This window comes from Metabacillus herbersteinensis (assembly GCF_042433335.1).
GTDB lineage: Bacteria > Bacillota > Bacilli > Bacillales > Bacillaceae > Metabacillus > Metabacillus herbersteinensis.
This window is the reverse complement of sequence record NZ_JBHLVO010000023.1, coordinates 16,533-30,162: the sequence shown is the minus strand read 5'-3', so window position 1 is coordinate 30,162 and position 13,630 is coordinate 16,533. Positions and strand designations below refer to the sequence as shown.

The following is a 13,630-nucleotide window of genomic DNA, read 5'->3' as shown; positions in this document are numbered from 1 at the left end:
TACGAGGGGGTAGAGTATGGATATTTTATTACAGCAATTATTTAATGGACTAACCATTGGAAGCGTTTACAGCTTAGTAGCTTTAGGGTTAACACTTGTTTATGGGATCTTACATATCCCGAACTTTGCTCATGGAGCATTATATATGGTCGGGGGCTATTTCACGCTACTATTCATGACTTCTATGGGATTGCATTACTGGATTGCAACTTTTTTATCAATCATTGTCGTTGGATTGTTAGGAGTTCTTATGGAGCGTATTGTTTTTAATCCATTACGACATGCTCCACCAATTCATGACAAAATTGCGGCAATCGGTGTTTTGTTATTTTTAGAAGCACTTGTTCAGTTTTTATTAGGACCAGAGTATAGAAGTATGCCAACACCATATGGTGAGGTTGTTAACGTATTTGGTCTTACCGTTACAGCACAGAGAATACTGATCATCGTCACGGCTATTGTTGTAATGATTATACTTCATTTGTTCTTGAAAAAGACAATGATTGGTGCCGCGATCATTGCCATGTCTCAAAACCGTGAAGGAGCATTTTTAGTAGGAATTAACGCGAACAAAATAGCGATGCTAACGTTTTTTATTTCAGGAGGACTTGCGGCAATCGCAGCGTCACTTTCATCTCCTATTAATCTCGTTTTTCCAGGAATGGGACACTTAGTCATTTTAAAGGCATTTGTCATCATCATTATTGGTGGAATGGGAAGTATACCAGGAGCAATAATCGGTGGGTTTATTCTTGGGTTTGCGGAAAGCTTAGGTGCAACATTTATTTCCAACGATTATAAAGATATCATTGCATTTTTACTGTTAGTTGTAATCTTAACAATCAGACCAAAAGGGTTATTTGTTAAGGGGGTTCATTAATGTCTCATATTATAAACGGAAGAAATAGTATTATTGTTCTTTTACTAGTGGCTGTTTTATTCCCTCTTTTAATAGATAATCAATATTATTTACACGTCTTGACACTAGCGTTTATATTTACGATTGCAGTTTATGGATTAAATATTATTGGGGGTTACACAGGACAGCTTTCATTAGCACATGCAGGTTTCTTCGCAATCGGTGCTTATTCGCTTGGATTGCTAACGGTAAAAGCGGAAATGAATTTCTGGCTCGCCCTTGTCTTGGCTTGTGTAATTACGACAGCAATCGGTGGTTTGATTGGATTGATTGCACTTCGGACAACAGAACATTTCTTTGCAATTTATACATTATGTGTCGGGTATATCATCTACCTAATTATTTATAAATGGGAAGGGCTTACTGAAGGAGTACGAGGGTTAATTGGAATTCCAGCACCTTCTCCCATTGGTCCAATAAAATTTGAAACACCAATATCACAATACTACTTAGTTCTCTTTTTTCTCGTATTGGTTATTTTCTTAGTTAAACGAATTATTGAATCATTAACAGGAAGAACCTATATTGCGATTCGTAATAGTGAGGAACTTGCTCAAACAATTGGAATTGCCACGATGAAGCATAAATTAGTTTCATTCATTCTATCAACCTTTTTTGCAGGCTTAGGAGGAGCATTATATGCTTCATTTATCCGCTTTATTGGGCCTGATGTAGGTTATACCAATGTGGTGTTTGACATGCTTATGTATTTATTAGTCGGAGGTATCGGCACATTATCTGGGCCACTGATCGGTACATTATTGATCGTTTGGTTATCTCAATCCCTACAATTCTTACAAGATTATCGAATGCTCCTATTTGGACCTTTGTTAGTCATCCTGATTATTTATTATCCATACGGAATTGTTGGTGGATTCAAAATGTGGAAGGCAAAGAGAGATGCTAAAAAAAGGCAAGTTATCATCAATCAATCTATAAACCAAGTAAGTGTAAAGGAGGAGTGAAGATGCTCTTACAAACAAAAGGACTAACTAAATCATTCGGTGGGTTAACGGCAGTAAACAACGTAGACTTTGAAATTGAAAAAGGAAAGATCACGGCCATCATCGGTCCTAACGGAGCTGGAAAGTCCACATTCTTCAATCTCATAAGTGGCTTTCATCCACCTACATCAGGGTCAGTTGTTTACAATGGTACAGATATTACACCTTTAAAGTCCTATCAGATTGCTAAACTAGGCATTGCGCGAACCTTTCAGACGACAAATTTATTTGAACAATCTACCGTATTAGACAATGTAATTATTGGACACAGACTTCGAACGAAATCAGGGCTATTTGATGCAATCTTTCAAACACCCAGGTTAAAAAGAGAAGAAAACGAATGTAAAGAAAAAGCTTACGAAGTCCTTGAATTTGTTGGATTAACAAATCTAGCAGATATGCCTGTTGCTGGGGTTTCTCAAGAAGCGAAGAAAAGAACTGCATTTGCACTTGCGTTGGCAACCGATCCAGAGATTGTTTTCTTAGATGAACCCGCAGCGGGTGTAAATCCAGAGGAAACGGATGGCTTGGCAGAATTAATGAAAAAAATGGTAACTAAAGGAATTACTGTATGTACAATTGAACACAAAATGCAAATGATTATGAATTTAGCAGATAAAATTATGGTGCTTAACTATGGGAAGAAAATTGCAGAAGGTACACCTGAGGAAATTAAAAATAACGAGGTCGTTATTGAAGCGTATCTAGGAGGTGGCGGTGTTGCTCGAGCTAACTGATGTATCTGTTCATTATGGAGGGTATTTAGCACTACGTGACATTAATCTATCAGTAAAAGATGGCGAGTTAGTCGTCCTGCTAGGCGCGAACGGGGCAGGTAAGAGTACTATTTTCAGAACGATAAGTGGTTTAAGTAAGCCGTCAAAAGGAAAAATCGAATTTATGAATAAAAATGTTAATGGTCTTTCACCAGACCGGCTTGTACAATCAGGGATTGTCCAATGTGCAGAAGGAAGAAAGCTTTTCCCACAAATGACTGTAAAAGAAAATTTGCTTTTAGGTGGTTTCTCAAATAGAAAGGATAAAGAAAGAATTAAACAAAATATCGAGAAGTCTTATGAACTCTTTCCAATTTTACGAGAAAAAAAAGATAATCAAGCAGGCTCATTAAGTGGTGGGCAACAACAAATGCTAGCGGTTGGAAGAGCATTAATGGCAAATCCAAAACTTATTTTACTAGATGAACCTTCTATTGGATTGGCACCGTTAATTGTTGAACAAGTTTTTGAAGTCATTCAGCAGATTAATCGTGATGGTACGACTGTGTTGCTTGCAGAACAAAATGCAAATGCAGCCTTGAAAATTGCTGATCGTGGCTATGTAATTGAGAACGGCAAAATTGTCTTAGAAGGACAAAGTCAAGAGCTATTTGATAATGATGAAATCAGAAAAGCTTATATTGGAGCTTAAGCACTTAAACTCGCTTAAAGGGGGTGAACGTTCGTTACACTGGTTATTTTCATCTAGCAGTGCATAAGAGTGACCATCTAAATTAAAGGGGGCAATTTCATGTACCAACTTAAAAAAGGATTTTTGTACACAGTACTTTTATTAATGATCTTAGTAGTCGCTGCATGTAGTAATACAACTTCTCAACCAGCTGAAAGCGGAACAAAGGATACGGATACAAAAGCTGAAGAGGGTGAAAAGGTTGTAAACATCGGTTACAGTGGCCCACTAAGTGGTCCTGCTGCTTATTATGGGGAGAATACACTTGGTGGACTAAAAATGGCAGTCGATGAAATTAATGAAAGCGGCGGATTTGAAGTAAACGGCGCAACTCATAAATTAAACCTCGTTTCATTAGATGATAAATATTTACCAAATGAAACGGGATCAAATGCTAAAAGACTTGTACAGGAAAATAAAACACCAATTATCTTCGTTCCACATAGTGGAGGGATTTTTGCGACACAAGTATTTAACATGCAAGACAAATTTATTATCGGTGCATATTCAAGTGAACCGAAAATTAATGAACAAGGAAATAAATTAACATTGCGCATCCCACCAAAATACGATGCGTATATTAAACCATTCTCAGAATACCAAATGGAGCGATTCGGTAAGAAGATTGCAATGTTACCAACATCATCTCAGTATGGGAAAGATTGGGCTGAAACGTTAGAGCCGAAATGGAAGGAAATGGGTGGAGAAGTTGTTTATAAAGGATCAATTGATTTTAGTAAAGATACAGACTTTTTCACAATCGTAACAAATGCACTGAAGGAAAAACCAGATGTAATGTTTGTAGGAGGTCCTTCTGAACCAACTGCACTCGTTATTAAACAAGCTAGACAGCTAGGTTTTAAAGGTGGTTTCCTCATTATGGACCAAGCAAAACTTGATGAAATTGAAGCAGTTTTAGGTGGACCAGAAATGATTGAAGGCTCTGTAGGTGTATTACCGTTAATCAACTCTAAATACGAAGGTAATGAAAAATTCATTGCAGACTATGCAGCAGAAAATGGGAAAAATCCAGGCTCTGAAGCAGGTTACCACTATCAAGCGATGTATTTATTTGTAGAAGCTATGAAAGCAGCTGGTTCAGTTGATGATTCTGAAGCAATTATGGCAAATTTACAAAAAGGTTTAGAAGCGATCCCAGCTGATAAAATGATTTATGAAATTGAAAAAGTTGAAGAAGACGGTGGCTTGTATACACCACTACGTATGGCAGTCGTTGAAGATGGGAAAATAGTTAACCAATCAACAGAGGCTAAATAAATAATCTGTTGAAGAAATAATAATAAACTGCAGGAAGAGGGTCAGACACTAAGAGTCGCCCTCTTTTTTTATTTTCTATAATACGGAATCAGAAATGAATTAAATAATTCACTATTGAATTAATAAAGCTTCTCTTACTATGAAGATTGTGTATTTCTTTGTTGGCATAATTCTTGCTTTATATATAGGTAAAGAGCAAATGAGGTGTGGGAAAATGGTGACAAAAGTATCAAATGAAATTCTTCAAATAAAAACGCTGATTCGAAACTTTGTAGAAAACGAAGTGGAACCTTTTGCACAGCAAATTGAGGAAGAAGATGCAATACCAATTCACCTGATTACAAAAGCTAAACAACTAGGGTTATTTGGGATTAGTATCCCTGAAGAATATGGGGGCATTGGTTTAAATACAGTTGGCAAAGCAATTGTGTTAGAACAGCTTGGTAGAACACATAATGGGTACGTTTCTCTGATCAGTGCTCATACAGGTATCGGGAGTACTGGACTAGTCAAATTAGCATCTCCCTTTTTAAAGAAAAAGTACTTACCTGAAATGGCTGCCGGTGAGAAAATTGCCGCTTTTGCTTTATCAGAGCCAGGTGCAGGGTCTGATGCTACGAATCTTTCAACAAATGCAGTAAAAAAGGGTGACAAATGGATTTTAAACGGCTTGAAACACTTTATTACAAATGGACCTGTTGCAGATGTTTTTACAGTGATTGCAATGACAGACAAAGCTAAGGGAGCAAAGGGTGGAATTACCGCGTTTTTAGTAGAAAAGGATTTTCCAGGCCTAATTGTCGGGAAAAATGATAAAAAGATGGGATTAAGAGGTTCCTACACATCACAAATTATTTTTGAAGACTGTGAGGTACCTGATGAGAATGTCATCGGTGAAGTGGGCATGGGGTACATGTCTGCCTTGAAGATTCTCGGTGAAGGTAGAATAGGTCTAGCTGCGAGGTCTGTTGGTTCTTGTGACAAGTTAATTGAAATGAGTGCTAGGTACGCTAAAGAACGTAACCAATTTGGAAGACCTATTGCAGATAATCAAGGTATTCAATGGATGATAGCAGACATGGCAACTGAAACCGAAGCGGCAAGGGCACTCACCATGCGAGCTGCAAGTTTAGTTGACGAAGGGAACAAGGCCATTAAAGAAGCGTCGATGGCAAAAATGTTTGCAACAGAGGTATTTAATCGTGTCGCTGACAAAGCCGTACAAATACATGGTGGAATGGGCTATGTTGCTGAATATCCTGTCGAAAGGTTTTACCGTGATGCAAGAATAACAAAGATCTATGAAGGAACAAATGAGATTCAAAGAATTATCGTTGCTAGACATATATTAGAAGAAGTATAGGTTAATTGAATTTGAGTCTCTTTAGAGCGGGTGACTTCGTTTGTTGGGAGGCTTATCTTTTGAATTATATTTTAGATTCACCTCAGGAGGTAATTATGAAGAATTCAGTTGCAATTGTTACAGGTGGCAGCAGTGGTTTAGGGAAGGAAATGGCAAAAAAATTTGCTGAACAAGGAGCATTTGTAACGATTACCGGCAGAGATTCTGAAAAACTAAAAGTAACAAAAGCTGAAATTGAGACATTTAATGGACAGGTTTTAACTGTACAAATGGATGTTCGTAACCCTGAAGACGTTGAGCGTATGCTTGAAGAGACTAAGGATACCTTTAAAAGAATTGATCATTTAGTGAATAATGCTGCTGGAAACTTTATTTGTCCAGCAGAAGATCTTTCAATCAACGGCTGGAGAGCTGTTATCGATATTGTCCTAAATGGCACCTGGTATTGTAGTCAAGCTGTTGGAAAAGAGTGGATTTCAAATCAGCAAAAAGGGAGTATTCTTAACATTCTAGCTACATATGCTTGGACTTCTGGTCCTGGAGTCATTCACTCGGCAAGCGCAAAAGCAGGTGTCCTTGCAATGACTAGAACACTTGCGGTGGAATGGGGAACAAAATATGGGATTCGTGTCAATGCAATTGCCCCTGGCCCAATTGAAAATACTGGTGCCGCTGAGCGTTTGTGGGCAAGTCAAGGTGCATATGAGCGAACAGTTGCAAGCATTCCATTACAACGCTTAGGTCAACCAGAGGAGATTGCCAATGCAGCATCCTATCTCTTATCCGAATCTGCTTCATTTATTAATGGAGAATGTTTAACAGTCGATGGAGGGCAATGGTTAAATCGACGAACATTTTTAAAAGAATAAACATATAGACACTTAGTTTCTTTAATAAAATAAAGAAGTTTTCATTGTATTTTCTGAAATTTCTAACTAAAATAGCAGTAACATACTAACCAGTAGGTATCTAATTTTTATAGAGAAAAAATAGAATTGAATGGAGTGTATTAGAATGCATTTACGATTAACAGAAGAACAAGTTATGGTGCAAAAAACAATTCGAAAATTCGTTGAAAATGAATTAATGCCTCTTGAAAATGAAGTTTTGCGCAATGAAAGAGAAGGAAAACCAGGCTTGCCTAAAGAAAAGTTAAAAGAACTTCAATTAAAAGCAAAGGCATCTGGTTTTTGGGGAATTAATACACCTGAAGAATATGGTGGAGCAGATATCGGACAAATGATGCTTGCAATTGTACAAATGGAGGTCGCTAAAACATTTGTCCCATTTCAGTTCGGTGGATCTGCTGATAATATTCTCTACTACGGAAATGAAGAACAAAAGAAAAAATACCTGATTCCGACAATAAGTGGAGAGAAAAAATCATGCTTTGCCATTACTGAGCCAGGAGCTGGATCTGATACTCGAAACATCAAAATGACGGCTGTGAAAGATGGAAATGAGTGGGTAATTAATGGAGAGAAAACGTTCATTACGGGTGGGAATGAAGCAGATTTCGTGATGGTAATTGCGATTACAGATAAAGAAAAACATCAAGAATCAGGTCAAGATGGAGTGACATGCTTTATTGTAGATCGCGATATGGGCTGGAAATCCGAATACATTCACACAATGGGTGAATGGGGACCTGCTGCTTTAGTTTTTGATAATGTTCGAGTTCCAGAGGAAAATATTTTAGGAGAAGTAAATGGAGGATACAAGCTTGGACTAGAGTGGATTGGCTTTGCAAGATGGATCGTAGGTGCTCGCGCTGTAGGAGCTGCAGAGAGGTTATTGCAAATGGCGATTGACTATTCAAAAGAAAGAGAAACTTTTGGAAAGCCGATTTCGGAAAGACAGGCAATTCAGTGGCAGATTGCTGATTCAGCAGTTGAAATTGAAGCAGCAAAATGGCTTGTTCTGAATGCAGCCTTCACACTCGATCAAGGTGAAGACAACCGTCACTTAGCGTCAATGGCAAAATTATATGGAGCAAACATGGGTAATCGAGTCGTAGACCGTGTTCTTCAAATACATGGCGGTATGGGGTATACGAGAGAATTACCGATTGAACGTTGGTATCGAGAAGCTAGACTTTGGAGAATTTACGATGGAACAGATGAAATTCAGCGCTTAATTATTTCAAGAAACTTATTAAAAGGGTATGTCAAAATCGGCCAATATGTCTAATTATAGATTTAATAAACTTTGTAAAAATTTAAGGAGGAGATAACTATGTCTGAAAGATTTCAAGGAAGAGTGGCATTTGTTACTGGAGGTAGTCGAGGAATAGGCAAAGCTATAGTCGAACAATTTGCTAAAGAAGGCGCAAAGGTAGCCTTTATTGATTTAAACGAAGAAGCGTTACATGAAACGACGAATGAATTAAAGGAAAAAGGGTATGAAGTTTATTCAAAAGTCGCCAATGTTTGCGATTACGAGCAAGTCGAAAAATCAGTAGAAGAGATCGTAGAATTGTTTGGTTCCATCGATATCCTTGTCAACAATGCAGGCGTTATTCGAGATAACTTATTATTTAAAATGACAGAGAATGATTGGGATACAGTCATGGACGTTCATTTAAAAGGATCTTTTAATTCTGCTCGTGCCGTGCAGTCTCATATGGTTTCGAAAAAATATGGTCGGATTGTTAACATTTCGTCCACATCCGCACTTGGAAACCGTGGTCAAGCAAACTACGCAACAGCGAAAGCAGGCTTGCAAGGCTTTACGAAAACGCTTGCGATTGAGCTAGGCAAGTATGGAATTACATCAAATTCAGTTGCACCGGGCTTTATCGAGACCGAAATGACAAAAGAAACGGCTGCAAGAATCGGAATTCCTTTTGACGAATTAATTAAAGCAAGTGTAAGCCGAATTCCAGTTGCGAGAAGTGGGAAACCATCTGATATCGCAAATGCCGTTGCATTTTTTGCAGATGAGCAGTCATCTTTTGTTAATGGGCAAGTAATCTATGTAGCTGGTGGACCAAAGGACTAAAAAAAACAACACAATAGAGGTGAAAAAAATGAGGCTAAAAGAGACAGTTGGAAAACGTTCTAACAAAGTAAAAAACATCGTCGAAAGAGGCGCAGTAAAAAGGTTTGCTGAAGCAATTGGTGATCCGCATCCCATTTTCATCGATGAAGAGGTAGGAAGAAAATCGAGGTATAAAAACAACATCGCTCCACCTACATTTTCTAGAGTATTTGATTATGGTGTAGTAGAAGGTTTAAATCTACCAAATAAAGGACTCATTCATGGGGAACAAATTTATCATTTTACTAGACCACTATTTGTCGGTGAAGAAATTAATTGTTATACCGAGGTAAAGAAGTATTATGAACGAAAAGGAAAAAATGGTGAAATGGGATTTTTAGTTTTGAAGGTATATGGTGAAGATACAGTAGGGGAATTAATTTTTACTGCCGAACAAATTGTCATTATAAATGAAGTCGTTAGAAAGGCGTTGAGCGTGTGAAAACTTTACCAAAACTACAAATCGGTGAAACTCTAGAAGAGGTGCAACTACCACCTGTCTCAAGACTTGATTTAATTAAATATGCTGGCGCCTCTGGTGATTATAATCCAATTCACACCATTGATGAAGAAGCTACAAAAGCTGGCTTACCAGGTATCATTGCACACGGAATGTGGACTATGGGAAACCTAGCAAAACTATTCACACCATTCTATGAAGATGGTTATATACAAGACTACTCAATCAGATTCAGAGGCATGGTTTTTTTAGAAGATGTTATTACGTTGAAAGCAACATTAGCTGAAATGTCTGAGCAGGATCTTCAGTTTGATGTTGCAGCTATTAATCAAACTGGGGTTGAAGTTATAAAGGGAAGAGTTGTTTTTAAACGATATTGATTAAAAGCGCTTTTTTTGAGTGTCAGACACTAGTATTTTGAAACTTAGTACCCATTGGAACTTTGTAAAAACCACGGGTGCCTGGCTCCGATGGAAGCGCTAAAAAAAGTCTACCTATCTAAATACCCTGTAGGTGCCAGGCACCCCAACAAATCGCTGGCACCCATTGTCAAAGGAGGTCGAAATTATGAGCTTGCACCCACAAGTAAAATCACTACTAACCATGTTCGAAGCAAGAAATCTTCCACCCATTGAGGAACAGCCATTGCAAGCTGCGAGGTCCGGTTTTACCTTAATGACACAAAAATTAAATACAAAAGAAGACATCTATAAGGTTGAGGATCGAGTAATCAAGGGCTTTAAAAATGATATTAAATTAAGAATCTACACCCCTAGTGAACCCAAACATCTCCCAGCTCTTGTTTATTTTCATGGAGGGGGTTGGGTAGTTGGTAATTTGGACACACATGATGCGCTTTGTCGCTCGTTAGCTAATGAAGCAGGGAGTATCGTCGTTTCAGTAGATTATAGTCTATCACCAGAAGAAAAATTTCCAGTTGCGTTGGAAGATTCCTACGTTGCGACAAAGTGGGTCGCAGACCACGCTGATGAGGTAGGAATTGATAGGCAATTTATAGCGGTTGGTGGAGACAGTGCTGGAGGAAACCTAGCGGCTGTCGTATGTTACCTCGCAGACATAAGAAAAGGGCCATCGATCTCCTATCAATTTCTGTTCTACCCTTCTACAGGTTATGCAAAAACGGATTCATACGAAAAATATGGTGAAAATTATAATTTAAACAAATCTACGATGCGATGGTTTCAAGAACAATATTTGAACTCTGTCGATGATATGATGAATCCCCTTGCCGCGCCAATGTTGATTCCAGATCATGAAACTAAAAAATTGCCTCCAGCTTATATATTGACGGCAGAATATGATCCTCTATGTGACGGAGGAGAAAATTATGCTACAAAACTAAAGAATGCTGGAGTAGATACAACGTATGTTTGTTCTTCGGGAATGATTCATGGATTTCTATGTATGACAAATCCATTAGACGATGCTAAAAAGGCGATTAAGGATGTGGCCCAGCATTTGAGAGAGCAGTATATTAAAAGGGTCGAACGAAGCCAAGTTTAAGATGGCAGACACAAGTGATTTGTACATAGTATTCATTGAAACTTGTGAAAACCACGGGTGCCTGGCACCCCTAGCAAATTAATGCTATATTTAATAAATCAACATGAAAGCTCAATCCAAACGATTGAGTTTTTTTTATTCAAATAAGATAGTATAAAATTTGATACTATGTCTGCATTTCTGAATCTAGCTCCAGCGCCTAGCTCCTCGAGGTCATAAGGCGCTCATAAATTGAAGGCAAAGAGCGCCTTATGCTTGTCGGAGCTGAACAAGGCGCTTGCGCTTTTTTATTCAAAAGGAAGAGATCGATGGAAAAATCAACGAACACATTAATTAAAGAGTGGCAAGAAGCATTACAAATTGAAATTCACCATCTTAAAAAATTTGGAAGTACGAAATACCTTCTACTAAACGGACGCTTGCTTACTAAAGCCGAAACATATACGTATTATTTTGAAACAAGCTCCTCAATTAAAACTCCAATTGGTTCACAGATCCGTATTGAGTGGGGAAATTTGAAACAAAACGGTCGCATGCTCTCTTCCGAAGGGAAAAGTGTTATTATTGAGCTAGACAAATACATAGGTGATTTAATTCAAGATGCGTTTCTGTTTCACGACCCTTGGGAGCTCCTAGAGCAATTAATTTCTCGCTTGGATGAAGTGAAAAAAAGTAAGAAAAAGCGACTTCGAATTAAAAGACTAATGACTCCAACGATGACAGTGAAGCATCCGAGCATTGATTTTAAGAGTGGTGTTCATGAATTATTTCTAAGATCAAAATATAATTCCGTTTCGTTTGTGTGGGGTCCACCAGGTACTGGTAAGACCTATACACTTGCTAGAGTTGCCGCAAATCATTATTTAAAAGAAAAAAAAGTACTTATCTTATCTCACAGCAATCAAGCAGTTGATGTGCTGATTAGTGAAGTCTCCTTCTTTGTTAAAAAGAAAGACCGATTTCAACTAGGTGATATTCTTCGGTATGGATCACAATCCGGAGAGCGTATGTTAGTGCATGAAGGAATCACAACAAGTCAGTTGCTTCAAAAGCGAGAGCCCAGTCTTTTTGATAATAAGGAAGAGTTAACAGAAGAAAAACGCTTGCTAAAGCAAGATCTAGCCCGTTCATTCAGTAAGCGTGACTCTGATCAATTATTGCAATTAGAAAAAAGATTGCTAGGGTTCATGAGAAAATCCGCCAAAAAGAAATAGAATTTGTAAAAGAAGCTCAAATTATTGGGACAACATTGGCAAAAGCAGCTAGCGATCCGACTATTTATGAGAAGGATTATGACATTGTAATTGTAGATGAAGCGAGTATGGCATATGTTCCACAAGCCGGATTCGCAGCCTCACTAGGAAAACATGTAATCATATCTGGTGATTTTAAACAATTACCACCTATTGCAAGTGCACGTCATCCATTAGTTAATCACTGGCTGAAGGAGGATATTTTTCACAGAGCTAATGTTGTTGATTCATTGCAAGTAGGTAAGCTTCACCCACAGTTATTTCTATTAAAAGAACAACGAAGAATGCATCCTGACATTTCAGCTTTTACAAACAGAGTGATATACAAGTCGCTCGTAGGCGATCATAAAAGTGTGATAACGAATCGAAATGATATTGTTGCAAAAGCCCCATTTCCAAACCGTGCTTCCATTATGATCGACACAAGCTTTACAGGTCAGCACGCAATAAATGAGCGAACTTCTAACTCTCGATTGAATCTTTTCAATTTAATGTTGTCTTTTCAATTACTTCATGAATCATACCTAGCGGGTGCTCGTTCAATTGGCTATGTTTCGCCATATCGTGCCCAAGCTAATTTAATGGAAACGCTACTTAATGATCTTTATAAGCAGGAGCATTCAACAGCAGACATTATTTCAGCAACTGTTCATCGATTTCAAGGCAGTGAACGTGATGTAATGATTTTTGATACAGTTGACAGCTACCCACAAGAACGGGCGGGTATGCTTCTCACTGGAAAAGAAAGTGAACGACTTATAAATGTTGCAATAACACGAACTAAAGGTAAATTCATTCAAGTAAGTGACACCTCGTTTATTGGTCGTCATGTTTATCCTAGCAAAACCTTAAGGCAGCTTGTGGAACATCAAAAACGTTCGAATCAAAATGTGCAGATGAAGGAAGTAGGATCTTGGATTAAAAATCAGCATTCAAAAGTACAATGGATGCATGCTAGAAAACTAGAGCGTGTGTTCAATGATATTCAGGCTTCAAAGCGATCTATTATCATCTCACTTCCAGAGCAAACAACACTTTCTGAAAATTGGAGCGATCAATTAACCAAAAGGAATAAAAAGGTAAAATTAACGATGATTTCAAGTGAAAAGATTGAAGGGGTGGATTCTCAAGAGTGGTTGTATTCTTCGATTCCTTTTCCGTTTGTGATCATTGACAAACGCTATCTATGGCTAGGTTTACCCATAGAAGGAGCCAAATGTGTACAACCACCATATCTAGCGATCCGATTGGATTCTGTTGCTTTTACAGAGCAATTCCTTTCTCAATTACCAATAAAATGACTTGAAACAGGAGGAAATTCAA

Annotated in this window: 14 protein-coding genes; all 14 read left to right on the top strand. The window is 38.0% G+C overall.

Annotation, left to right across the window (positions count from 1 at the left end; translation table 11 throughout):
- The first annotated feature begins 16 nt into the window (after positions 1–16).
- The 14 genes from ACFFIX_RS20080 (at position 17) to ACFFIX_RS20015 (ending at position 13,608) form a co-directional block, all read left to right on the top strand.
- Complete coding sequence (locus ACFFIX_RS20080) at positions 17–880, top strand: branched-chain amino acid ABC transporter permease (RefSeq protein ID WP_378937224.1); 864 nt, start codon at positions 17–19, stop codon at positions 878–880.
- Positions 880–1,884, top strand: coding sequence for a branched-chain amino acid ABC transporter permease (locus tag ACFFIX_RS20075; protein ID WP_378937222.1), 1,005 nt, complete (start codon positions 880–882; stop codon positions 1,882–1,884). Before ACFFIX_RS20080 ends, ACFFIX_RS20075 begins: the two co-directional genes overlap by 1 nt.
- A gap of 2 nt (positions 1,885–1,886) precedes the next feature.
- A complete protein-coding gene (locus ACFFIX_RS20070) occupies positions 1,887–2,660 on the top strand; it encodes an ABC transporter ATP-binding protein (protein WP_378937220.1) in 774 nt (257 codons plus the stop codon).
- A complete protein-coding gene (locus ACFFIX_RS20065; protein WP_378937218.1) occupies positions 2,644–3,351 on the top strand; it encodes an ABC transporter ATP-binding protein in 708 nt (235 codons plus the stop codon). The genes ACFFIX_RS20070 and ACFFIX_RS20065 overlap by 17 nt, the downstream gene beginning before the upstream one ends.
- Before the next feature lie 99 nt (positions 3,352–3,450).
- A complete protein-coding gene (locus tag ACFFIX_RS20060) occupies positions 3,451–4,668 on the top strand; it encodes an ABC transporter substrate-binding protein (protein ID WP_378937216.1) in 1,218 nt (405 codons plus the stop codon).
- Positions 4,669–4,882: 214 nt separating this feature from the next.
- A complete protein-coding gene (locus tag ACFFIX_RS20055; RefSeq protein ID WP_378937214.1) occupies positions 4,883–6,031 on the top strand; it encodes an acyl-CoA dehydrogenase family protein in 1,149 nt (382 codons plus the stop codon).
- 95 nt (positions 6,032–6,126) lie between these two features.
- Positions 6,127–6,900 (top strand): 2,4-dienoyl-CoA reductase, encoded by a 774-nt coding sequence (gene fadH / locus ACFFIX_RS20050; protein ID WP_378937212.1) that lies wholly within the window; start codon positions 6,127–6,129, stop codon positions 6,898–6,900.
- A 145-nt stretch (positions 6,901–7,045) separates the two neighbouring features.
- Complete coding sequence (locus ACFFIX_RS20045; RefSeq protein ID WP_378937210.1) at positions 7,046–8,221, top strand: acyl-CoA dehydrogenase family protein; 1,176 nt, start codon at positions 7,046–7,048, stop codon at positions 8,219–8,221.
- Between the two features lie 45 nt (positions 8,222–8,266).
- Complete coding sequence (fabG, locus tag ACFFIX_RS20040) at positions 8,267–9,031, top strand: 3-oxoacyl-ACP reductase FabG (protein WP_378937208.1); 765 nt, start codon at positions 8,267–8,269, stop codon at positions 9,029–9,031.
- 28 nt (positions 9,032–9,059) lie between these two features.
- Positions 9,060–9,512, top strand: a complete 453-nt coding sequence (locus tag ACFFIX_RS20035; RefSeq protein ID WP_378937206.1) for a MaoC family dehydratase N-terminal domain-containing protein — start codon at positions 9,060–9,062, stop codon at positions 9,510–9,512.
- A complete protein-coding gene (locus ACFFIX_RS20030) occupies positions 9,509–9,910 on the top strand; it encodes a MaoC/PaaZ C-terminal domain-containing protein (protein WP_378937204.1) in 402 nt (133 codons plus the stop codon). Before ACFFIX_RS20035 ends, ACFFIX_RS20030 begins: the two co-directional genes overlap by 4 nt.
- Positions 9,911–10,097: 187 nt before the next feature.
- Positions 10,098–11,054 carry a LipP1 family hormone-sensitive lipase gene (gene lipP1, locus ACFFIX_RS20025; protein ID WP_378937202.1) on the top strand — a complete coding sequence of 319 codons (957 nt, stop codon included), beginning with the start codon at positions 10,098–10,100 and terminating at the stop codon, positions 11,052–11,054.
- Between the two features lie 308 nt (positions 11,055–11,362).
- On the top strand, positions 11,363–12,268 hold the full coding sequence (locus ACFFIX_RS20020) for an AAA domain-containing protein (RefSeq protein ID WP_378937200.1): 906 nt from the start codon (positions 11,363–11,365) through the stop codon (positions 12,266–12,268).
- A complete protein-coding gene (locus ACFFIX_RS20015; RefSeq protein WP_378937296.1) occupies positions 12,208–13,608 on the top strand; it encodes an AAA domain-containing protein in 1,401 nt (466 codons plus the stop codon). The genes ACFFIX_RS20020 and ACFFIX_RS20015 overlap by 61 nt, the downstream gene beginning before the upstream one ends.
- Positions 13,609–13,630 lie beyond the last annotated feature (22 nt).